Consider the following 22,874-nt stretch of genomic DNA (forward strand, 5'->3'; position numbering starts at 1 on the left):
CTTGATAGGATTGGATCGGGGTTGCCCGATATCAGCGATATCGACCCATGCCGGTCATTGCGCCTGGAGCCGAAGAAGCAACTGGCTCAGACGCTCGGACGGGGCAGCGGTCTGCACCTCATGTATATGCCAGTTCGATGGTCCGTTCTTGACACCAGCTCTCACTTCGCTTGGGCAGTATCCGAACTCGCGTCTAAAAGCCCGGCTGAATTCAGCGCCATCACAGAAGCCGTATTCGTCAGCAATGTCGAGAATTCGACGGCGGTCATTCGGATCAGCGAGCGCTGCGTGGGCCGCCAGGAGCCGCCGATGCTGGATGTAGTGCACGATCCCTCCGGAAGCCTCGAAAAGTCGGTAGAGACGTGAACGCGATATCCCGAGTCCGCGTGTCAGACGCTCGGCGCCGAGATCCGGTTCAAACAGATGAAGTTGCACGAATCGACGGGCGCGCTCGAGCAAGGTGGCGGAAATTGGATCATGGGCTTCGGCGAGATGGTCAGAGCATGGCGCGATGCAACCCTGTAGCATCGCTCTGGTCGCACCGAGCAAGCCAGGAAGATCGCCAACATTAATCGTAGGAAGCCTCTGGGCGAGGCTGGCCAGATAGTCGGCAAGCAGCGTCCCCATGCCTCCACCGAGCACGGTGAACTCGGCCATGTCGAGACCCCACCCCATGTCGCGGCAGAAGTCGCGGGGTACGAAGAGCAACAGCATTTCGCAGTCTGTAACGCTGCCCTCGAAGACCCGGCCAAGCGAATGCACTTGCACCGATCCGGCCTCCGCGTCGAAAGACCTGGATGGAGTGGTCGTTTGCGATCTGCCGTCCCGGATAAGGGTCACCAACCAATGATCGATGGGGTCTCGGCGAATGTGACCCGCCAGGCTGGAAAAATCCAAGCCATTGGTGCTGATCTGAGCCAAGGCAAGATCGCCTAGATCCCAGAGAAGCTGCGTGCCGGCGAAACCCGCCGCAGTATCGCTCGGCTCGACAAAGTCGAGCATAGTCGCGAAGTTCTGGCGCCATGCCGCAAACTGGTCCCTCGGAGGCAACTCCCTAGTCGAGAATTCAAAGCAGGGAACCGGAACGGGTTCCGGGACAACCGGACGCAGATCATTCTTGGGGGCGACCGCTGTTGCTTGAGGCGACGGTTCGGCGAAGTGGGCAGGAAGGGCCCTCGCTGCGTTAGCGGTCACAATCGGACTCCTAACGGGCGCAAGCCCTGACGGGGCTAGATTTCCCGCTCAGGGTCTTCAACAACCAGTCCACAACGTCGGCACGCCGAAAGCAAAGATGCATTAGAGATGCGTTATGTACACTCGTCTTCGCGCAGCCGGCGACTGTTAGCAAGAGCACTCTCATCAGAGATATCCTTCAATGACAAGAATATCTCCCCGCACAATGCCAATTTAAACCGATTTTTCCCGTTTTACAAGGTCGTTGGATTTCGACGCCCCCGCTTGGCCATGAAGCATAGTTAATACAGCTAAGAAGCACCAAATCTTTCGACAGGACCTCCGGACAGCAGCGCAGCAATCCAGCGTGTCGAGTGTTGGTGCATGCAATATGTGACTACAACAATCAGAATTGGGACGCCGATGAAAGCCCCGGGCAGACCCCATAAAAAGCTCCAGAAGAAGATGGCAAACATCACGGCAAAAGGCGAGATGGCCAGCGATGCGCCGGTCAGGAATGGCTCCAGATAACTGCCGATAACGAACTGAATGACGTTCAGGCCGAGGAACACAATCAGGGCCAGCTGCCACGACCCGGACTGCGCGACGGCGAACAAGGTCGGAAAGATTGTAGCCACCAACGGTCCGACGAACGGAATATAGTTCAGCGCAAAAGCGATCGCCGCCCAAGCGCTTGCGAGTTCTAGCCCGGCAGCCAAGGCAAACCCCCACACGACCAAGCCCGTCAGCACGCATGCGATGCTGCGCACCACCATGAAACGGCGGACCTTGGCGCCAATTTCGCGGCCGATATGCAAGAGCATCTCGCCTTGAGGTTGAGCCGAACTCAGGCGAAGACGACGCTGGAAATCGTCGGCTTCGAGCAGGCCAAGCATGACAAAGATGAAGGTCAATATGGCAAAGCCGGCCATGCTGTTCAGCCGATTGAGAAAGCCTTGTGTCAAGCTGATCAGCCAGGTCAGATTGAAATGCTCTTCAAGCGGACCAACGATTGCGATGCCATGGCTCTCCAGCCAGACCGCCCAGCGCGTGTATGTCGCCTGAAGCCGGCCAGTATTATAGAACAGCCATTGCGACAGTTCGCCCAGTCCCCAGACGACGGCGGATCCTACGATTATGATCACAGTAACCGTGAGCAACAGTGTGATCAGCATCGCCGCCAGCTTCGCAATCCGACTTTGCAAAGCCATTTGAACGGGCAAGACCAGCGCGAGAACGAACAATGAGAATGCAACTGGCATAAAGATTGATTTGGCGAAATACAACAATGCGAGGACGAGAATGCCGGTTGCAACAGGATGAATCGCCCCGCGACCGGTCGTTTCTGTCATTTCTGACTTGTCGTCTATCGAGCGCAACGGTCGCAATCTCCGGAACGGAATTGTTCACGGTCGAGAAAGAAGCCAAGCTCAAATTCCTGCCGGAAACCTCAACGGCAGCGGCCGGCATGAACTGGCCGAAAACCATCCGCACGGGCCAGGCAAGCGTTGGAGAAGGTGCGCAGGCGCCCACTCCTGCTCGCACAAACCGGAGCAAACTCTCGAGTGCAGGCTATCGGTTGGGTGGGCCGCGATATGCGACACTGGCCATTGCTCACCACCTGGAATCCTTGGGCGCGAGCCATGCACGCGTTGCCAAATGTCTGCAGCCTTTCACCTCGTCGACCGCAAACAGGTGCATGCTGGAAGGTGCAGGCCTGAGGTCGCGGGGGAACAGGACGAGGATGATCGACGACGACAGTGCATGCCGACAACAATGCAGCGACCAGCAAGCACGTGCTCGGGTGAGCAAACAGGCATTGCACCTGCTTCACCTCACTTCTCCTTCGGACCGCCCTCGACGCCGGGCTCCGCCTACGGCAAAGGCAATGCACGCGGTAAGGACGAGGCCGCCTAACAACCCTGCGATGCCAACCCCGACAAGGATTGCCGGGGTAAGGACGCCAACGCCTTGCGCCGCGGCTTCCACCGCGCCTTCCACCTTTCCGACAACACGGGCGACGCCTGGCAGCTGTCCGGCCAGCCAGGTCAGAGCCAGTCCGCCGATCGCGCCCGTCAAGGCATCGGCTTTTGCGCCCAGACGAAGACCCGTCCATCGCCCCAGGGCGAGGCCGGCCGCTGCACCACAGATGACCTCTATAGCGAGTACGACAGCAGTCTCGAATGCGCCCATCGTTCTGTCCACTTTGCTAGGCGATCGGCTCACGCGATTCCTGAGCGGCGTTGAACCTTATGCAGCTTTGGACGCCTGACTAAGCGCCTCACGAAGGATCTGCTCCTTCGTCTCGTCCAGCGATGTCTTGAGTACGACGCCACCAAATCCCTTGATTGCGCTCAGCACCTTATCGGCGGTCATTCCGTGAACGAGCACGAACAATGCAGCATTTCCCGGCTGCAAGGTGGCCGACAGATCTTTCATGAAAGCATCGTTTATTCCGACGTCGGTCAGTGCGCCGCCAAGCGCGCCGGAAGCGGCGCCAATCGCCACACCGATGACTGGATTGAGGAAAATGACACCGATGAGCAGCCCCCAGAAGCTACCGGACACAGCACCAGTGACGGTCGTGTTCATGATCTGGTTGAGCTTTACGTTGCCAGCTTCCGTCTTGGTCGCGATCACGGCGTCGCCGATGTTGATGAGATATTCCTTCTGCAATGCAAACAGGCGCTGGCGCACCTCTTCAGCCTTGGCTTCGGAGGGGTAGACTATGACGACCAGGTCGGACATGGGGCCTCCACTGCGAATTTCGATGGGATCGAGATGCGCTCACAAGATTGCGGGATGCCATTTTAGGTCTCTGCCACAGCGAAGAAATTAGCCGGGAATCCCACGCCTTTGCGGTCCGTCCCTTTTTGATTGCAGCCCAAGACGACGGAACGGCTTCGACTTGCGCCGGATCACCGCAGGCAGTTACTTCATCTCAATGGTACGCAGCCGTATCCAGAGGTCTGCATGAAGCGGCATTGGAAGTGGGTTTCCTGACCTGTTCTCCTGGGCCAAACGGGTCATGCGTCGTTCGCGCCCCGCGAGCGTTACGGCGGAGCAAGATACGAAACGGGATCACCTGCATGGCGCCTCGAAGATTCGCCCGTGCCGATCCCGGTATCGACAATATCCGCGACGGTCGGCCGCCGCTCCGATCAAGGTGCCCGCGACGGCCCCGATTGCACCGCCAACGACCGCATTTCGCACGTCGCTACCGCCAGCTGCTGTTCCGAGCGCGGCGCCGCCAACCCCCCCGATCACAGCGCCTTTTTCCGCGTTGGTGCAGCCTGCCAAACCTGAGGCGACTGCAAGCGCAAGAGCCAATTTCCTCATAATGGTCTCCTCATAGCTACCTGGCAATCTTCAGCGATGGCGCACCCGGATGGGGCGGAAAGCGCAGTGCGTTAGGGCCATCGTCTTCATTCGCAGCTGTCAGCCTTTCATGAGTGCCCAAACGAACCCGGCCAGCACAATCAGGACAACACCTCCGAGCAGCCCTGCTATTCCCGCTCCGATCAACATGGTCGGCGTCAGGCCATCGGCGTGGTGGCCGATGAGGGGCCCAACACCTGCGATCCGGGCGGAGGGCCATACGAAAAGCAGACCGCCAATGCCGCCGATTATGCCGTCGGCTGTCCGGCCAAGGCTGAAACTTGGCACCCAGCGGCCGAGCGCAATTCCGCTTGCAGCGCCGCAGACAAACTCAATGACCATGGTTGCGACGGCCGGCATGGCTACGCGTCCAGGAATTTAGAGAGCTCCACCATAGAACCCCACAATGCCGATTCTAGCGGACGAGCGAGGTCTTGAGGCCGCGCCGCCATATTTTCTGATCTTCACCAGGATTTTCGCAGTCATGATGAGGACGATGGTCGAGTTTCTGCACACCTTATCCGAGCGGGCGCGCGAAGAAATTAGCTGAGAATCCCGTGGTTGAGCTCTACGTCTCTTTGTGGGGTGGCAACAGGTCACTGCCTTTCATAAAGGCATCGCGCATGAGTTGCCGAGTATGGAGGGCGTGGATCCGGCCTGGAGGGTGCGGCCGGAACTCCAGGGCGGGAAGCTTCCGCAGTCCTCTGCCATCGACGAACTCGAGCGTTTGATCGCGGTTTACCATCCCGGGCGCTAAAGGACGGCCAATAGGCAAAGTCGCTAGCGTGACGGTTTCGCATGATCGCCCATCACCAACAAAACGAGAATCCGTTCAAAACACCCTATGGGTAGGATCATCAACCCCGGTATCACTCGAACGATCGACTGTCAGGGATGTGCTACTGGCGGTCATCCGACGAGGTGCCAGCCCCAGGTCCGAATGCGCAGACTTTGCCCGCGATTTGCCGGCCTCGCCCGCATAACCCAAAGCTTATCTTGGGAGGAGCGCGCTCAGCAAGTGACGAGCTCGGTGTGGCCAAAGCCCTTGGAGTAATCGAGCACTGAGATAACCGTGGGCATCACGCGAAATATGCGCACCTGCTCCGGCGTCGGCATCGGGCCCGGCAACGAAACTTGCTCCGGATACTTCAGCGGCAGCATCCGCAGGACCTTTTCCGCTTCGGCCCGGTCCACCACCGGCTGCGCACGCGCCGCCATAGAAAGTCCGGTGATGTCCATCACCTGTGGCGCGTCGTGATCGATGGTCAAGGACACGCGATCGTCGCGCGCCAGATTCGCAGCCTTCTGGCTTTCCAGACCGCAGAGAAAGTAAAGGGTAAGGCCTTCGTTCACGTAGCCGACTGTCGTCGCCTGCGGCCAGCCGTCCGGTCTCAGCGTTGCAACCGTCATGATCCGATGCTGATCCAACAACGTCTCGATCTTGTTTCTGCTCTCTTCGTCCATCTGCTGTCTCCAAAATCATTGCTGACCGTGACCATGGTAGGGGCCGTAGACCGTCTCGCATTTGACGCACATCAACACAGTGGCGGGCAAACGCACCTCGGTCGCGTTGGCTGGCGGAACGAAAGGCAAATCAGTTGTGCCCGTTCTGCGGCAAAGGTTCGTTTCCTTGGCTATGCTGAATGTCAGCATTTCGCAGCGCCAAGCGGACTTGGCCGGCGTGCGCAAAGCGCGGGAGGGGATTGTCGAGTCGCGGCCAGGGACGGCGAGATCCACTCCGCGTCGACCCATCACTGGTTCGCAGCCGGCTCGGCACCGGCGGAAAAGAGGAAACAATCCCAGGCTCTTAAGTTACCACCGAAAGGCTCGCCGGCTGCAACACGCCGGGGAACGGGCCGATCCTGGCGCGATGCCCGGACTGGAAGAGGTTGCTGTGGAGGTTGGCGATCCACTGCTTGCCTTCCGTCGTTAGCTCCAGATAGCGGATCGCGTCGCCGATATAGGGCTCGACCTGCAGCGTGAAGAAATCGGTGAAGATGGCGCCGAGATCGGCGGCGGTCTTGCAGCCGAGCTTTTCCACCATTCCGATCTCAGAGAACTCGGCAAACAGCGCCGGCAGCTTGCGGTGGTAGAAGGGGTCAGCGAGCTGGCCGATCAGGTCTGCCGCCCTGACCAGCGCCGGCTCGGTGTTGGTGACCTGGTAGGCCGGATCGTTCGGCACCGGAAAGCGCGTCATCTCGATCGCCGCGACAATGCGCTCCTCATTGACGAACTTCGAGGAAGCAAAACGTTGGCGCGCATAGATTTTGGCGCGCTCGATATGGTATGGCGCAAGCACTGCGTCGGAGGCGCCGCGCGGTGGCGTAAAGAAGTCGCCGGCCTCGTTAATGACGAAGCTGTCCTCGGTGTCGCCCTGGCACACGCCGTGGACCATGCCGATGTCGTGGACAAGCAACGCGCAGGTATAATGCAGCCAGTCATCGGGGGTCAGGGATTCCGAAAGCAGCCGGCCGCGGATGATCTGCTGGCCAGCAAGCGTAACCATCAGCGTGTGCTCGATGTTGTGATAGAGGGCGTTCGAATTGCCGATGCGCTCCAGGACAAGGCGGGCCGCTCCACCTATGTAGCTCGCATATTCCGGATTGCGATGCGAGAAATACTGGAGATAGAGGTCTGACAGATAGTCGCCGAGCCGGTCGGCCATGATGGAGATTGGATTGAGCATGACAATCGTTCCTGACCGCTTTGAAGCATGACAAGTCGCGCCGCGCGGCGGCCATCCTAGCACAGTTCCCAGATATTATCTTAGGACCGAGGCCACCGAGGCAGCGGCGACTACCGAATGTCGCTGCGGTCGCCCTCGCCACCCGCGAAACCGTGGCCGCTGTCGGTGCCGCACAGATCGACGGTACACGATCACAGTCCGGGACTGCACACCAGAGGTACGGTCAAGCCGTCGGTACCGCGCCGCGCCGCTCGAGCGCGGTCTTGCGGATGATTTCCGCGATCTCCGGGCTGCTGCTGCACAGCATCTGGAAATCCACCGCGTGCAGCGAAAGGAGCGAGACCACCGTTGCAGCGCTGACGGTCGCCGAACGCGGTTCGCCGCTGATCAGCGCCATCTCGCCGAAGAAGGCGCCAGGGCCAAGCTCTACCGGGTTCGGCGTCGCGACGCTGACGCGCCCCTCAACGACAAAGAACATCCGATCGCCGGGCTCGCCAATGCGGCAGATCACGGCGCCCGCCGGCACCATGCGAGGTCTCAACGCGCGCACGATCTCGACCAGCACGGCTGGGCCGAGCTTCTGAAACAACGGCACGGTGGCGACCAATTGCCAATTACGGAGGAAATCCCCGCGACGGACTTCTTGATAGAAGCCGGTGGCAAGAATGCCGGCCCAGAGCCCGAAGATGCCGATGCCACTCATCATGACCATCCCGGCAAGGACGCGGCCGGCGAAGCTTTGCGGAATTTCGTCGCCATAGCCGGTAGTGGACAGCGTGACCACCGCCCACCACATTGCCTGGGGGATGCTGCCGAACTTTTCCGGTTGGATGTCGCGCTCGATGACATAGGCGGCGAGCGCGACAGCGAACAGAACGACGCCGAAGAGCGTGGTGACGCCGATCAGGTTGCGCGCTTCGTTGGCCAGCACCCTGCCCAGCACCGGGAAGAAAGTCGAGTCGCGCAGCGGTTTCAGCAGCCAGACAGCACAGTAGAGGCTCCGGTCGGGCGTGCCGACAAGCAGAAATGCGGCGAGTGGAACCAAAACCGCGAGCACATCAATGGCGATTGCCGGCGTCCTGTCCCGAACGTCTCCCGCCCGGCGCTTGAGCAGCGTCGCGGCCAGTTGCAGGAGATAGGCGCCCCAAATGACTGCGAGTACGACAACCAGAGCCAGTCTGCTTCGTCCGGACATGACCGGTATCGTGAGCGCAGCCACCGCCAAAAGCCCAGGCGCAGCCAGAACCGCGTTGAGCGGCGCGTAGATTCTTAAGAAAGGCAGTACCGACATTCTGTGCCCACGAGCCGCTTCTACCTCCAGAATAGAATGCCTTCAAGGCAAGCGCAAAGGTGCTTGCTGGCGTTGCGATGTGCGTCACCGTGGTGAACCCAGATGTCCGGGATTGCTTCGTGACCGGACGTGAACAGACAGGCCACAAACCGACGAGAATGACCCGATCCGGACAATTGCAATAGGTTCCGCGAAGGCTCGGCGAGAAATACTCATAGTCGATAGTCCAAGTCAGTCGTCACTGCATCGCTATTGAAAACAATAGGTCACGGAAAACGGGTCACAGAGACGGGTCGCGATTACTCGGGAGTAACAGAGACCGGCTGGGCGACCAAGCCCAACTGATCAGAGACGGTCCAGCCTATCTTATGGATAAGTCGAGCGAATTTCGAGCTACCTAGCATAGTCCAGTTTTGCCGTGACTGAGTGGTGAAGGCGGCAGTCTCGCGCTAGCCAGTCTCCGCCTGAATTCCCGAAAACTGGAAAGCAGCGAATTCGCTCGCAACAAGGCTTTGCTTCGAATGCATCGATCGCGATAGGCGCGGATCGCGGCATGAACGGACATTCGAGCAGTGGTTTGCCAGTTTGGCCTTGTGCGAACGCCGGTATTCTTCCTCTGGTCGGCGAAAAGCTGCTTGCGACACGGGGAAACTGCTAAGGTATGCTTCCGAAGGAAGCGGGGCAACCGAGTATGGAACGACGCCTGACCGCAATATTGGCCGCCGACGTGGTCGGCTATTCCAGGCTGATGGGGCTTGACGAAGCCGGGACGCTGTCGGCGCTCAAGACGCATCGGCGCGAGATGGCCGACGGCAAGATCGCCGAACACCAGGGCCGCATCGTCAAGCTCACGGGCGACGGCATGCTGGTCGAGTTCCCGAGCGTGGTGAACGCAGTGGCGTGCGCCGCTGACATCCAGCGCCGGATGCACGAGCGCAATGTCGACGTGCCGGAGGAGCGCCGCATTGAGTTCCGTATCGGCGTCCATCTCGGTGACATCATCTTCGAGGACAACGACATCTATGGCGACGGCGTCAACATCGCGGCGCGCATCGAAAGCATCGCCAAGCCCGGCGGCGTCGCAGTGTCCGGCTCGGTCCGCGACAATGTCGGCAACCGGCTTGATCTCTCCTTCGAGGACACCGGCGAGCAGACGCTGAAGAACATCGACCGGCCGGTTCGAGTCTACAATGTCGACCTCTTCGCCGGCGCGGCGTCGCCCAAGCCAGCGCCGGCGAAGGAAAAACCGTCGATCGCTGTGCTGCCGTTCAACAACATGAGCGGCGACCCGGAGCAGGAATATTTCTCCGACGGCATCACCGAAGACATCATCACCGACCTGTCGAAGATCTCCGGCCTGTCGGTGATCGCCCGCAATTCGGTGTTCACCTACAAGGGCAAGTCCGTCGACGTGCAGGAGGTCAGCCGGCGCTTCAATGTCGCAACGGTGCTTGAAGGCAGCGTCCGCAAGGCCGGCCAGCGCGTGCGCATCACCGCGCAGCTGATCGACGGCAAGGACAGCACGCATCTGTGGGCTGATCGTTACGACCGTGACCTGACGGACATCTTCGCGATTCAGGACGAGATCACAAAAACGATCGTCGATCAGCTCAAGGTCAGGCTGCTGCCGGAAGAAAAGAAGGCGATCGAGGCGTCGCCGACCGAGAGTGTCGAGGCTTACACCTACTATCTGAGAGGCCGTGAGTTTTTCCACCGCGGCACAAAGCTGAACTACCGTCTCGCCAGACGGATGTTCACGATGGCGATCGAACTCGACCCTCTCTATGCGCGCGCCTATGCCGGCAGCGCCGATTGCGACTCCTTCCTGTTCCTCGACTACAGCGAGGAGGTGTCGCTCGACGGCATACTGGCCAACGCCGCCAAGGCGCTCGAGATCGAAAGCGGACTGGCCGAAGCGCATGCCTCGCGCGGACTGGCCCTCTCGATCGGCCAGCTGTACGACGAAGCGGATCGAGAATTCGAGCAGGCGATCGCGGGCAACCCCAACCTGTTCGAAACTCACTATTTCTACGCCCGCAGCTGTTATGCGCGGGGAAAGCTCGAAAAGGCCGCCGTCCACTGGGAGCGCGCCGCCGAGATAGACCCCAACGACTACCAATCCCTGCTTTTGCTGATTCAGATCTATCGCACGTTGGGACGGCATGAGGAACAAAGGGAGACGGCTCGCAAGGGTGTTGAACGAGCCGAGCGCGAGTTTGCAAGGAATCCGGAAAATCCCCGGCCTGCGTACCTCGGCGCCAACGCGCTCGCCGGACTTGGCGAGTTCGATCGGGCGAAGGAGTGGGCCGCGCGCGCTTTCGCGATCGACCCCGACGATGTCCTGACCCAATACAACCTTGCCTGCTTCCACTGCTTCCTCGGTGATTTCGACCGGACGTTCGACATGCTCGAGAGCGTGATGCCGCGCGCCAACCACGAGATGAAAGCGTGGGTTCTGCAAGACTCGGATTTTGACCCGCTGCACAGCCTTCCGCGCTGGCAGACGGTGCTGGAGCTTGCGAGATAGCAATGGAACGACGCCCGACCGCAATATTGGCCACCGACGTGGTTGATGGGGCTTGACGAAGCCGGCACGCTGTTGGCGCTCAAGACGCATCGGCGCGAGATGGCCGACGGCAAGATCGCCGAACACCAGAGCCGCATCGTCAAGCTCACGGGCGACGGCATGCTGGTCGAGTTCCCGACCGTGGTGAATGCAGTGGCGTGCGCCGCTGACATCCAGCGCCGGATGCACGAGCGCAATGTCGACGTGCCGGAGGAGCGCCGCATCGGCGGGCAATCCTCCCGTCGCAAGCACCCACTGCGATGCGATTAATAAGGCAGGTCTTTCGACCGGCGTGGGCAGCCGATTGCACCCGTGCATAGAGTTTGTAGACACGATGGAACACAGTGGCATTGCCACGAGTGGAACGACGGCCTTACAAACGCCTGACGACGAATTCTCAGGAGGGCAAGCGCTACCATGAGTGGCTGGTTGCATACTCTTCCACTCGCTTGGATGGCTCTCGTCGTGTTCGGGGCCACCTATATCGTCGCGTTCATCTTGCACCAAGGCATCGCCGCTCTTTCTGTGGGCTCCACGGCGCGGTCATTCAAGGCGCTTTCGCCTGGCATGTTGCCGCCGCTCGGTATCATCTTTGGCCTGTTTGTGGCGTTCACCGCGGCTCAGGTCTGGAGCGACAACGATCACGCCAATGCGGCAGTCAATCGCGAGGCCAGTGCACTGCGGTCGGTCGTGGTTCTGGCGAGCAGCTTTCCCGGGGAGCCCGAGGCGCGCTTACTGACGCTGGTGCGCAGCTATATCGAGGAAACGACGAGCCAGGAGTGGCCGCTGATGGCCGAGAGCGCGGCGACCCTCACCATAATCCCGCCGGCGCTTAACGAGGCGCTGCGAACGACGCTGGCTTTGACGCCAAGCAATCCCGGCCAGGAGATCGCGCAGCGCGAGATTACGAGGTGGCTTGAGGACGCCTTTGAGGCGCGTCGCCAACGGATTCTCGTCAGCTCCGCACAAGTCAACCCCACGAAGTGGGCCTGCCTGATCCTGCAAGCCTTCTGTGCTCTTCTCGCGATCGCGGTCGTTCATAGTGATAACCGAATGGCATCGGCGATCGCTCTTGGAAGTTTTGCGACCGGCGTGGCGGCATCCGTTCTCTTGATTCTCGCCCACGATCGGCCCTTCACGGGAGAGATCGCAGTGTCGCCGCAGCCGTTGCTGCAAGTTATGCCGGAAGCCAAAGCGGGCGGCGGCGGATGATACAGGTAGGAGTGCAGAGACGGGTAAATTCCCACTCCGGTGTGGCGCCGGTGACCATGACTGTTTTCGGGATCATTTTGACAGTCCGCGACGGGATCGCCTCGCGGCACTGAGGAAGCTGAATGCCAACGTCGGCAATTGGCGCAATCAAGACGTCCAGCCCTGTCGCTGGCCACGTCTGCTTTCAGGCAGCGGTTGAGCCAATCTCTTCGGCCGACATGAGGCGCAAAACAGCCATGCCGCCGTCGCCTTGTGAGACTCTGATTTGGTGACAAGCAAAACAGCAGCCCCTACGACTCGTCCCTCTCATCGCGCAAATTAGACACAACGCGGCGGTTCTGCGACCTGCAGGCGGAGTTGGGGCAGTCGCGGACGAGCCTGTCCTTGCCGTAGCCCTTGGCCCACATGCGGTTGCGGTCTATGCCGCCGGCTGCGAGATAGTCCATCACCGCATCGGCGCGCTGCTGCGACAGCGCTGTTTCGCTTGCGCCGGGATCGTCGGCGAAACCCTGCAGCTTGAGCAGCCAGCGCGGATTCTTTGCCAACCAGGCGATCTGGGTGTCAAGGGTGGCCTTGGCGACAGAATCGAGCGCGGCCGAACCTTGCGTGAAATAGATGCGGCGGCCGACATTGAGGATAAAATCCTCCTCGCTGCCCGGCTGCACGTTCTGGAAGCCGGCAACCTCGGCGTTGGTGACGTCGGGCGTGGGAGGGGCCAGCGTGTTGCTCGTCGAGCAGGATGCGGCCAGCACCAGCAGGCTGGCGGCGAGCAGCCGGCGCGTGTTTTCAATCATGCGGCTCATGAGGCGCCAATCATTCGACAGTGGTGGAAGCGGGCGCCTGGTCGGCGATGTGCGGCAGGACCTCCACCGCGGTGCCGATCGGGCACCGCTGGTAGAGGTCTATGATGTCTTCCGGGAACATGCGGATGCAGCCGCTGGAAGCGTCGGTGCCGATGCTCCATGGCTCCAGCGTGCCATGCAGGCGGTAGCCGATGTCAGCGCCGTCGCGGTACAGATAGAGCGCGCGCGGCCCGAGCGGATTGTTGGACGCGCCGCCTGCGATCATGGGCGGTAGCTCCGGCCTGCGCTTGCGCATTTCGGGGGGCGGGACCCATTGCGGCCACAGCGCGCGGCGGTCGATCGTCGCGCGGCCGTACCATTTGAAGCCGTCCTTGCCGACGCCGACGCCGTAGCGGATGGCGGTCTTGTTTTCCATGATGAGGTAGAGGAAGTGGTGGCGGGTATCGACCACGACGGTACCGACCGGCTCGCTGCTGAAATACTTGACGATCTGGCGATGCCATCTCTTGTCGATCTTGGCGAAGTTGGTCTTGCGATAGACAAAATTGTTGTCGCTGGCGGTACCGGCGAAAAAGGATTTTGCCGTCGCGGCTTGAACAATATTGCCGGTTGCACCGACCGCGACCAGCGCCAGGCCGCCGAGCACGACACCCCTGCGTGATAAAACCATCGGCAATCCCCCATGCCTTAAGCCTTTCGGACCATAGTTGAGAATTATTTCGCCTCAAAGTGGAAAATGCTGCAGTTAGCTGCAAGCTGTCAGTCCGCTATTTGATCGGAACTGCCAATAAGCTGCCGCTCCAACATGAATCACCGCATCATCGGGCCGAAACTTGAAAACGGTCCCGCGGCCGTGTTGGCAGGCAATCTCAAAGGGTTGTCGCTGCTTTGTATAGGGCAGCCTTGCAGTTCAGGGTCTCTGATCTAGGATACATCAGACGCCTCTGCAGCCTCCCGAACCCGAACATCTGATCTGTGAGGTTTGCGCGGACCCACGCGCGGAGGTGGTTGAAGCGCTTCGCTGGGCGCGTGCGTTGCATGCTGGTCCTGTCGGCGGACGCGGGTCTCCCGATCCATTTCGCTGGCGGCGTTTCAGCCCTGAGCACGCCCGCCGGCCAGACCTGCGCAGCGCTCGCGGATGCGATGATCAACGGCCTGTCGCAGGATCGCATTCGCCGGTTGTCCCTACTTTCTCCTTACCTGTCGGAGGCGCTTCCGGCTGATTGGATGAAACGAATCCCCACCGAGGCGGGTCTGTTTGAGCCAGAGCACTGGGTGCGAAGTCTGGAGACACTCTCCGCTACCGATGGTCTCCCGATCGCGACGATTATGCCGGTGCTTTATGACCTCGTGGACGGCGCCAAAGCTGCGGTCAAACTCGGAACGTTGCTCCTGCGCGGCAGCAGCCTGGAGCTCCAATAGCTGCAGCGGCGGCGTTCGTCAGCCGACGTTTTTCTTCCGGATTCCGAAGGGGCATCGCCCGGCGGATGATTGTATCGGGAACGCTTTCTCAACCGGCAACGAACGGAGGCCGCAACCCCGGACTCATGTGCCCGGTATGAACCAGCCCAAATTCCGGATCTCATTGCTGATAAAGTTGCCCACCCGTTTCCCCCGGTTACGCAGGATGCGCAGCAACCCGCTATCCACAAAATACGTCAGCAGGATGCTGTCCCGTGTTGTCACTTCCGGCCCCACTATGTCCGCCGAGTGCCATGTGTCCTTGTCTACCGCGAAAGCATAGCCCGTGTTCGGCGCGAAACGCATCTGCATCTTCTTCGCCAGCCCGCCGCCCGGCAGCTCCTCGTGAAAGATCGTCCCGATGTTGGTGTGCGCCTCGTCTGGTGGCAGGTAAAGCTGCACCGTGATGCCCTTCCAATGTGTATCCGTGTGCGGCGGAATTTCGTAGCCCGGAATGTCACGCGTTAGGATGGGAATTGGAAACATGCCCACCTCGGCCAAGCCGGGCCCGAACCGTCGCCCCATCGCCGGTGCCAGCCGGCGACGGAAAGCGTTCTTCACCGGCTCGGAACAAAGCGCCTTGCCAACCACGTTCCACACCGTCCGCTTTGCCGACGGCAGATGTCGGATGTTTTCCGGAAAAAGATCAATCTTCACCCGCGTGGACGCACCCAACGCATCCCGCTGTTTGGACCGGCCGTGCATCGGCCGGTAATCCGCATACACCGGCAGCGCCGCCAGCATGGATTTATAAACATCCTCCGGAAAGACCCGGTCGAACTCGAGATGGTAAAATGGCCCTTCCACCGCGCGCGCGGCCTCTACGGACTTCGCTACAAATTCCGCCAGCTTTCCTGCGGTGATAGTTTGATCAACATTTGGAACACTCATATCGGCTCCTCTTGAAGCCATAGATAAAACAGCCCAAATCCGCCCACAAGCACATTTGGAAATGCCGCCGCTTGCTGCGAAATCCCGGAGCACCGGTCTCCGACTCGGCATCGGCCGTGGTCAACTCAGGATCGCCTTGCCGCAATAGCTGCGGTTGAAGGCGCGGGCGCCGCTATGATAACGGCGGCCTTTGTTGGGAGGTGGGCTAAACGGCCTTGCTTAACCGCAGACCGTAACCTTTTCGATCACTTTATGATGGTGCCGCCAGTGTGCTTCACCAACTCGGTATGGCAATTGCGCCTGTGGTGACGGTGGTGACCGCCGTCGTCATCGTTGTTGCTGAAATTGTTGTCGTTGTCGTCATTCTACTGACGATGACGCCTATGGCCTTGGTTGCCGTTGTCGCCATCGTCGTTCTGAATGATGATTTGCGCGACCTGTACGGCCCGATGACGGCAGACGTTGCGGCGAATGCAAGCAAAGAAGCGAGAACAAGGGTTTTCATGATTTCTCCATGGTGTTCCCAAGGAGGCGGTTGAGTTGTTTGCGGCTGGCGGGGCCGGCCCGCCTCGGGCTGCATCTACTGTCGGCGACTTTTTGAGTGGGGCACAGCTTTGTCGGCTGCTGAGGCGGACCATAAGCGATGTTCCATCGCAGCCTGGACGACCGACATCAGGGCGCGCCAGTCGCGCCCGCGGCGAAAGCCATTGACGGCGGAAAGGTGGAGGGCAAGCCGGCATCGGAGCTTCCCCCGCAACTAAAATCTCAATACCCAGGCTTCCACTTTTCCCTTGCCTTTGACTTCGATAGCGCCGCGCGTCTCGAAGGCGAATTGGTCCTTGAGCTGTTCGTAGACGGGGCGCGTCACCTGAACAGAGTCGGGAACTCCGCCAGACTCCATGCGACTCGCCAGGTTCACTGTGTCACCCCATAAATCATAGATGTACTTACTCTTCCCAATGACGCCGGCGACCACTGGCCCGCTGTTGACGCCAACCCTGAGCTTCATCGAGACGTTGTGCTCCATCGCGTGCTCGCGGGTAATGTGGACCATGCGGATGGCCATGCGGACCATGCGCTCGGCGTGGTTGGCTACCGGCACGGGTAGGCCGCACACCGCCATATAGGAGTCGCCCACCGTCTTGATTTTTTCGATGCCGAGATCATTGGCGGCAACGTCGAAGCGCGTGAAGAGTCCGTTGAGAAACATCACGACATCGTGCGGCGGCATTTCCGATGTCAGTGCCGTGAACCCGACCAGGTCTGCGAAGGCGACCGTGACTTCGGCGAAGCCGTCGGCGATCCTCTCCTCGCCAGCGCGCAGCCGATTGGCGATCGGTGCCGGCAGGACGTTGAGCAGCAGCTGCTCGTTCTCGCGGTTCTTGTTCTCTATCACGAGATTCTTCTGGTGCAGATCCTCAACCATGCCATTGAAGGCCGAGCAGAGTTCGCCAATCTCGTCGCGCGTGCGGACCGGCACGCTGGTCGCATAGTCGCCAGCAGAGAAGCGTTTCACCCCGGCAGTGAGATCGCGGAGCGGTCCGAGCAGCGCGCGCGAAAGCCAGGCGGCGATGGCGGCCACCACGAGCAGCGCCAGTCCCCCGACAAGCAGCAGATCCCGGCGGAGTTCCGCGATCGGTGCGAAGGCCTCAGCGCTGTCGATCTTTGCGACGAGAGCCCACTTGACACCGGAAATCGCGAGCGGTCCCCATGAAGCGAGCGTCGGGACGCCACGGTATCCGATGATCTCGCCCGTGCCCTCGACACCGGCGAGCGCGGCACGGGTGGCCTTGGTGTCGGCGCGCTGATGCAGCACTGGTGTCCCGTAGCGCTGAATGGCGGCGATCTCCTCGTCCGAAGCGCCGGCGAATTTGAGGTCGGCGAAGTAGTTTTCCCGGTTCTCGTAGAACGCCCGCGAGCCTGAGCGCGCCAGATAATCGGGTCCGACGAGATAGGCCTCACCCGTGTCGCCGAACCCTTCCTGCCGCCAGCGGCGGTTACCAGTGACAACGTTGTCGATCTCATCATTCGACAGTTGCGCGACCAGCGCGCCGATGACGACGCCCTGGGCAATCACCGGTGCTGCCATAAAGGCGATCGGTGCGCCGCCAGATGGCGCATAAGAGGAGAAATCTTCGAGGCATATGGCTGACGGATCTGCGATCTGCGAGCAGCGGGCGACGGCGGCCGCGACGTTGGTGCGACGGTACGGACCCAATTGAAGGGACGTGGTGAAATCCACCTCCTTCTCGACCGTATAGATCAGGCGACCTGATTTGGGATCGGCAATCATGAGATCGAAAAAGCCGACCGTGGTCGCCGCAGCGCGCATCAACGGATGATATATGGCATGCAGCCTGGTGTATTCGCTTCCGTCGCCGGCGTCGTCGAGAAGCTTGCGCCGCTCCGGCGGGTTGGGATTCTCCACAATGTAGTGATACTGCAGATAGTAGGGGGCACCACCGACCGGCAGGTAGTCCGACAGGGCTGGTTCCCTGCCTAGGGTGCCCGTCATTCCGGGGATGAAGTTCTCAGCGTACCAAACGCCGACCTTCTGCCGCAGGTCAGGCGGCGCGCCTGCCCGGTCGAGTTGGTCGACCGCGATCCGGAACTCGCGTGTCGCATCGACCACCATCTTGGAAGTGGCAAGCAGGCGCAGCTCCGCCTGGATTGTGCGGAAGTAGGTTTCAACCTGGCGCGCCTTGGTCTGACGGGCGGCCGTGAGTTGGTCGAAGACTGCTTTTTCGAGGGCGTCGCGGGCGCGGAAGTAACCGAGCACCCCGGTCACCAGAACGGCGGTCGCGCCAAGAAGGACGAGGGTTGTAAACAGCTTTGCGGCCAAGCCCCAGCCCGCGGGGCGGAATGAGCCGGTCACATCTTGAGAAGACATGAGATCTGACATTGCTTTTGCATCACGTCTTCGGGAACAGGAGCGTCGGCGTCGAGTCGGATGGCAGGCCAAGAATATGTTTCATCTGTTACCCTCTCCCTCGCATATGCATACCAACTTTACTGCGAGACGTGTGCGGGAATGCGTTGTCGATTTGCCCGTGGAACGTACGGCGCAGAATCGTCGCGGTCGCACGGACGCCGTCCCCTTAATCGGAACCAGCAACAGTCTGTTCCAGGCTTCTAATCACCGTCTGGTCACTTCCCGCTCTCCAGAAGCGGGTCACGTCGGCAATCTCTCTGCATCGGTCACAAAAACAATAGGGCACAGAAACCGGTCAGAGAGACAGGCCTTGAAAACTGGGCGGAAACTGAGACTGACTGGGCATATGAGCCCGACAGTCTAATTGGAGCGCAGCCTAACCTACGGAAATGTCGACTGAATTTCGGGCCGGTCGACATAGCCAATACTACCATTGACTGAGTGGTGATCCAACCAGGAATCGAACCGTTGACCTACGAGCGTTTCTAAGCCTCGGAAACCTTAATGAATTAGGCCCGGTTTTCGGACTTGTTCAAAACAGAGACAAAATGGCCAAAATGCAGGAACAAGTGGTCAGAGCCGTCGTCGGCTGATGCGTATTGTATCACCCCGATCTTGGGGATGGTTCTCACAGAGATACCCACTAAGTCATTGATAAAAAAGACTGAATGGTGATCCCGACAGGAATCGAACCTGTGACCTACAGATTAGGAATCTGCCGCTCTATCCTACTGAGCTACGGGACCACGCGGCCAGACACATAGCCGCTTCGGATCGTTTCGCCAAGAGGCCGGCCGAAGGCAATTCGCCCAGCCCTTTGCGCGACTGGCGTCAGGCGGCGAGTGCCGTTTCCGCCAGTTTCACCCAATAGCTCATGCCGTGCGGGATGACCTCGTCGTTGAAGTCGTAGGCCGGGTGGTGGAGACCGGCGGTGTCGCCATTGCCGATGAAGATGAAGGCGCCGGGGCGGGCTTCCAGCATGTAGGAGAAATCCTCGCCGCCCATCACCGGCTGGATGCCGCGGTGGACATGGGCGTCGCCTGCGACACCAGCCGCGACATCGCTGGCAAACACCGTCTCTTCCGCGTGGTTGAAGGTCACGGGGTAATTCGCCTGATAATCGACCTCGATCTTGGCGCCGAACGCGGTCGCCAGCCCGTCGCAGATGGTGCGGATGCGCTCTTCAGACTTTTTGGCGATTTCCTTGCGCAAGGTGCGCACGGTGCCGGCGATTTCGGCCGTCTCGGGGATGATGTTGTAGGCATCGCCGGCGTGGAACTTGGTCACCGACACCACCACCGCCTCGACCGGATCGGTGCTGCGCGAGGCGATCGTCTGCAAGGCGCCGACCAGCTGGCTGGTGATGACGATCGGGTCGATGGTGCCGTGCGGCATCGCCGCATGGCCGCCCTTGCCACGCACGGTGATGGTGAACTCGGCCGTCGCCGCCATGATCGGGCCCGGGCGGATGGCGAACTGCCCGACAGGCAGGCCGGGCATGTTGTGCATGCCGAACACCTTGGAGATGTCGAAACGATCCATCATGCCGTCCTTGACCATCTCGTTGCCGCCGCCGCCGCCTTCCTCGGCCGGCTGGAAGATCACCGCCACCGAGCCGGTGAAGTTGCGCGTCTCGGCAAGGTATTTCGCGGCGCCCAAAAGCATCGCCGTGTGACCGTCATGGCCGCAGGCATGCATCTTGCCGGGGATGGTCGAGGCATAGGGCTTGCCGGAGATCTCGTTGAGCGGCAGCGCGTCCATGTCGGCGCGCAGACCGATGGTGGGGCCTTCGCCCTGGCGGCCGCGGATGATGCCAACGACGCCGGTCTTGCCGAGGCCGGTCACCACGTCGTCGCAACCGAAGGCTTTCAGCTTGTCGGTGACGAAGGCAGCGGTCTTGAAGACGTCGAAGTTCAGTTCTGGCGTCTGGTGCAGATGCTGGCGCCAGCCGGCAACTTCGTCCTGCATTTCGGCGGCACGGTTCAGGATTGGCATGATGGTTCCATTTCGCTGTTGGGACAGGCGGGTGTTGTCCGCTGCCTTGCAATTGTGATCGTCAGGCACTTTGCCATGTTGGCGTCACATAGAGTAAATAGCACCGCAACGACGCAGTCCGGTTTTTGAGGGTCGGACTGCAGGGTGCTGGCGATCGCGTAACGAAATCTTACGGAGCCAGGGGCGACTACGGCAAGAGGCGATTTCGGATTTGATCATGCGGCACAGGCATTTCCTCAAACTATTCTCGGCTGGCGCAATCGTGCTGTCGGTCCTGGCCGGGTCGGCGCAGGCCAATCCGGTCGTTGTGTTCGACCTCAACAACGGCCAGATCCTGCAGCATCAGGACGCGTTCAAGCGCTGGTATCCGGCGTCGCTGAGCAAGTTGATGACCGCTTATGTGACCTTCCGGGCGATCGCGGCCGGCGAGGTCCAGCTCGATTCGCCGATCAAGGTGACGAAACACTCGGCCGCCGAGCCGCCAAGCAAGATGGGCTTCAAGCCGGGCTCGGTGATGCGGCTCGATAACGCGCTGAAGATGATGCTGGTCAAGTCGGCCAATGACATCGCCATGGCCGTCGGCGAGAATGTCGGCGGCTCACAGGCAGCCTTCGCCGAACGGATGAACGCCGAGGCGACCAGGCTCGGCATGAACGGCACGCATTTCGTCAATCCGAACGGGCTCTATTCGCCGGACCAGTACACGACGGCGCGCGACCTCGCCGTGCTGGTGATGGCCATCCGGCGTGAATTTCCGCAATATGCGCCGTGGTTCTCGATCGAGGGGCTTGCGGTCGGCAAGAAGGCGATTCCGAACTACAATCTGCTGATCGGCCGGTATCCCGGCGCCGACGGCATGAAGACGGGCTTCGTCTGCCCTTCCGGCTTCAACATGATTGGCTCGGCGACCCGCAATGGGCGCACGCTGGTGGCGGTCGTGCTTGGCGAGAAGTCGGCAATCACCCGCGCCGAGGCCGCGGCGAAACTGCTCGACCAGGGTTTTGACACGCAGGCCGTGGGCTCGGCCACCATCGCCACGCTGGCGCCTTATGGTGACACCGTGTCGCCCAACGACATGCAGGACGAGATCTGCAAGAAGAAGGCGCGGGCGGAGCAGTCCGAGGCACCGCCCGCCGCCGCTGCCGCCAAGGATGTGCCGAAATCGCCCTACCAGGAAAAGCTCGACCATGTGCCGACGCTGGTTGCCGTAGGCCTCGGCGGCGCCACCGGTCCGGCGCCGAAGGCCATGCTCGACCAGGGCGGCCAGGAGTATGCCGACGTGCCGATCCCGAGCTGGCGTCCCGACCAGCCGGCGCCGGCCGGCACAGGCCCGGTCGTTGCCGGTCCCGCCGCGCAAGGCGACCAGCCGGTCAAGGTTGCGAACTAGCCGGATGAGCGGCTTCCCGATCCCTGTCTCGGTGCTGACCGGTTTTCTCGGCGCCGGCAAGACGACACTGCTCAATCGGCTGTTGAAAGATCCGGCGCTGGCCGACACGGCGGTCATCATCAACGAATTCGGCGAAGTGGCGATCGACCATCTGCTGGTCGAGCAGGCGTCCGACGGCATCATCCAGCTGTCGGACGGCTGCCTGTGCTGCACGGTGCGCGGCGAACTGGTCGACACGCTGGCCGACCTGGTCGATCGGCTGCAGACCGGCCGCATCGCCCGCCTGGCCCGCGTCATCGTCGAAACCACCGGGCTGGCCGATCCTTCGCCGGTGCTGCAGTCGATCATGGCGCATCCGGCGCTGGTCCAGGCCTTCCGGCTCGACGGCGTCATCACGCTGGTCGACGCGGTCAATGGCAATGCCACGCTCGACGCGTATGTCGAAGCGGTCAAGCAGGTGGCGGTTGCCGACCGCATCGTGCTCAGCAAGGCCGATCTGGTCACCGACGCCAGCGAACTGGAAATGCTGCGGGCGCGCCTGCGGCAGATCAATCCGGGCGCCGATTTGCTTGACGTTGCCGACACGAAGACAGGCGTGGCGGCGCTGTTTGATTGCGGTCTCTACAATCCGGCGACCAAATCCGCCGATGTGCGGCGCTGGCTGGGCGAGGCGCATGATCATGATCATCATGACGACCATGATCAGGAGCATGACCACGGCCACGGCCACGATCAGCGCGTGCGTTCTTATTCGCTGGTCCACGACGGCCCGGTGCCGTTTTCAGCGATCGAGATGTTTCTCGACCTGTTGCGCTCGGCACATGGCGAGCGTCTGCTGCGGATGAAGGGCGTCATCGAGCTCAGCGAAGACCCGTCGCGGCCGTTGGTGGTCCATGGCGTGCAGAAGATCCTGCATCCGCCGGTGCAATTGCCGTCCTGGCCGGATGGCCAGCGCGGCACGCGGCTGGTGCTGATCACGCTCGACATGCCGGAAGACTATGTGCGTCGGCTGTTCGCCGCGTTCACCAATCGGCCGTCGATCGACACGCCCGACCGCGCGGCGCTGGAAAACAATCCGCTGGCGATCGCGGGGCGGTAA

Annotated in this window: 19 protein-coding genes, 1 tRNA gene and 1 pseudogene; 7 read left to right on the forward strand and 14 right to left on the reverse strand. The window is 60.9% G+C overall.

Annotated elements, in window-relative coordinates:
- Positions 1–54: 54 nt before the first annotated feature.
- From AC0ZT5_RS15580 to AC0ZT5_RS15615, 8 genes are all read right to left on the reverse strand, one after another.
- Entirely contained in the window at positions 55–1,002 is a 948-nt protein-coding gene (locus AC0ZT5_RS15580) for a helix-turn-helix domain-containing protein (RefSeq protein ID WP_488497154.1), read from the reverse strand.
- A 482-nt stretch (positions 1,003–1,484) separates the two neighbouring features.
- Complete coding sequence (locus AC0ZT5_RS15585) at positions 1,485–2,525, reverse strand: AI-2E family transporter (RefSeq protein WP_488497155.1); 1,041 nt, start codon at positions 2,523–2,525, stop codon at positions 1,485–1,487.
- An 898-nt stretch (positions 2,526–3,423) separates the two neighbouring features.
- Complete coding sequence (locus AC0ZT5_RS15590; RefSeq protein WP_095089034.1) at positions 3,424–3,921, reverse strand: DUF1269 domain-containing protein; 498 nt, start codon at positions 3,919–3,921, stop codon at positions 3,424–3,426.
- Between the two features lie 333 nt (positions 3,922–4,254).
- The gene (locus AC0ZT5_RS15595) at positions 4,255–4,512 is read right to left on the reverse strand and encodes a YMGG-like glycine zipper-containing protein (protein WP_488497156.1); all 258 of its coding nucleotides are present in this window, start codon (positions 4,510–4,512) and stop codon (positions 4,255–4,257) included.
- A gap of 99 nt (positions 4,513–4,611) precedes the next feature.
- Positions 4,612–4,911 carry a hypothetical protein gene (locus tag AC0ZT5_RS15600; protein ID WP_477285378.1) on the reverse strand — a complete coding sequence of 100 codons (300 nt, stop codon included), beginning with the start codon at positions 4,909–4,911 and terminating at the stop codon, positions 4,612–4,614.
- 651 nt (positions 4,912–5,562) lie between these two features.
- Positions 5,563–6,015, reverse strand: a complete 453-nt coding sequence (locus tag AC0ZT5_RS15605; RefSeq protein ID WP_477285380.1) for a pyridoxamine 5'-phosphate oxidase family protein — start codon at positions 6,013–6,015, stop codon at positions 5,563–5,565.
- A gap of 343 nt (positions 6,016–6,358) precedes the next feature.
- Complete coding sequence (locus tag AC0ZT5_RS15610; RefSeq protein ID WP_477285382.1) at positions 6,359–7,237, reverse strand: metal-dependent phosphohydrolase; 879 nt, start codon at positions 7,235–7,237, stop codon at positions 6,359–6,361.
- Between the two features lie 223 nt (positions 7,238–7,460).
- Positions 7,461–8,528, reverse strand: a complete 1,068-nt coding sequence (locus AC0ZT5_RS15615) for a cyclic nucleotide-gated potassium channel (protein ID WP_488497157.1) — start codon at positions 8,526–8,528, stop codon at positions 7,461–7,463.
- A 691-nt stretch (positions 8,529–9,219) separates the two neighbouring features.
- On the opposite strand from AC0ZT5_RS15615, the gene AC0ZT5_RS15620 reads away from it, so the two are divergent.
- From AC0ZT5_RS15620 to AC0ZT5_RS15630, 3 genes and pseudogenes are all read left to right on the forward strand, one after another.
- The gene (locus AC0ZT5_RS15620) at positions 9,220–11,055 is read left to right on the forward strand and encodes a TPR end-of-group domain-containing protein (RefSeq protein WP_488497158.1); all 1,836 of its coding nucleotides are present in this window, start codon (positions 9,220–9,222) and stop codon (positions 11,053–11,055) included.
- 2 nt (positions 11,056–11,057) lie between these two features.
- Positions 11,058–11,319: pseudogene (locus AC0ZT5_RS15625) on the forward strand (adenylate/guanylate cyclase domain-containing protein); the annotation flags it as partial.
- A gap of 192 nt (positions 11,320–11,511) precedes the next feature.
- Positions 11,512–12,306: a bestrophin-like domain gene (locus tag AC0ZT5_RS15630; RefSeq protein WP_477285388.1), complete on the forward strand. Its 795-nt coding sequence runs from the start codon at positions 11,512–11,514 to the stop codon at positions 12,304–12,306.
- Between the two features lie 290 nt (positions 12,307–12,596).
- On the opposite strand, the gene AC0ZT5_RS15635 is transcribed toward AC0ZT5_RS15630, so the two are convergent.
- Together AC0ZT5_RS15635 and AC0ZT5_RS15640 are read right to left on the reverse strand one after the other, a co-directional pair.
- Positions 12,597–13,109, reverse strand: a complete 513-nt coding sequence (locus AC0ZT5_RS15635; protein WP_488497159.1) for an OmpA family protein — start codon at positions 13,107–13,109, stop codon at positions 12,597–12,599.
- 10 nt (positions 13,110–13,119) lie between these two features.
- The gene (locus AC0ZT5_RS15640; RefSeq protein ID WP_488497160.1) at positions 13,120–13,779 is read right to left on the reverse strand and encodes a L,D-transpeptidase; all 660 of its coding nucleotides are present in this window, start codon (positions 13,777–13,779) and stop codon (positions 13,120–13,122) included.
- Between the two features lie 368 nt (positions 13,780–14,147).
- Here AC0ZT5_RS15640 and AC0ZT5_RS15645 point away from each other — a divergent pair, with 368 nt between their 5' ends.
- Complete coding sequence (locus AC0ZT5_RS15645) at positions 14,148–14,531, forward strand: hypothetical protein (protein ID WP_488497161.1); 384 nt, start codon at positions 14,148–14,150, stop codon at positions 14,529–14,531.
- 123 nt (positions 14,532–14,654) lie between these two features.
- Here the strand turns inward: AC0ZT5_RS15645 and AC0ZT5_RS15650 are convergent, their stop codons facing one another.
- A complete protein-coding gene (locus AC0ZT5_RS15650) occupies positions 14,655–15,461 on the reverse strand; it encodes a hypothetical protein (protein WP_477285396.1) in 807 nt (268 codons plus the stop codon).
- 314 nt (positions 15,462–15,775) lie between these two features.
- Between AC0ZT5_RS15650 and AC0ZT5_RS15655 the strand changes: the two genes are divergently transcribed.
- Positions 15,776–16,000: a hypothetical protein gene (locus AC0ZT5_RS15655; protein WP_488497162.1), complete on the forward strand. Its 225-nt coding sequence runs from the start codon at positions 15,776–15,778 to the stop codon at positions 15,998–16,000.
- Positions 16,001–16,218: 218 nt separating this feature from the next.
- Here the strand turns inward: AC0ZT5_RS15655 and AC0ZT5_RS15660 are convergent, their stop codons facing one another.
- From AC0ZT5_RS15660 to AC0ZT5_RS15670, 3 genes are all read right to left on the reverse strand, one after another.
- Entirely contained in the window at positions 16,219–18,351 is a 2,133-nt protein-coding gene (locus AC0ZT5_RS15660; RefSeq protein WP_488497264.1) for an adenylate/guanylate cyclase domain-containing protein, read from the reverse strand.
- 711 nt (positions 18,352–19,062) lie between these two features.
- A tRNA-Arg gene (locus AC0ZT5_RS15665) sits at positions 19,063–19,139 on the reverse strand.
- Positions 19,140–19,224: 85 nt separating this feature from the next.
- The gene (locus tag AC0ZT5_RS15670) at positions 19,225–20,388 is read right to left on the reverse strand and encodes a M20 aminoacylase family protein (protein WP_488497163.1); all 1,164 of its coding nucleotides are present in this window, start codon (positions 20,386–20,388) and stop codon (positions 19,225–19,227) included.
- A gap of 217 nt (positions 20,389–20,605) precedes the next feature.
- Here AC0ZT5_RS15670 and AC0ZT5_RS15675 point away from each other — a divergent pair, with 217 nt between their 5' ends.
- Together AC0ZT5_RS15675 and AC0ZT5_RS15680 are read left to right on the forward strand one after the other, a co-directional pair.
- The gene (locus AC0ZT5_RS15675) at positions 20,606–21,775 is read left to right on the forward strand and encodes a D-alanyl-D-alanine carboxypeptidase family protein (protein WP_488497164.1); all 1,170 of its coding nucleotides are present in this window, start codon (positions 20,606–20,608) and stop codon (positions 21,773–21,775) included.
- Positions 21,776–21,779: 4 nt separating this feature from the next.
- On the forward strand, positions 21,780–22,874 hold the full coding sequence (locus tag AC0ZT5_RS15680; RefSeq protein WP_488497165.1) for a CobW family GTP-binding protein: 1,095 nt from the start codon (positions 21,780–21,782) through the stop codon (positions 22,872–22,874).

The sequence above is a fragment of the Mesorhizobium sp. CNPSo 4670 genome, from assembly GCF_057784235.1.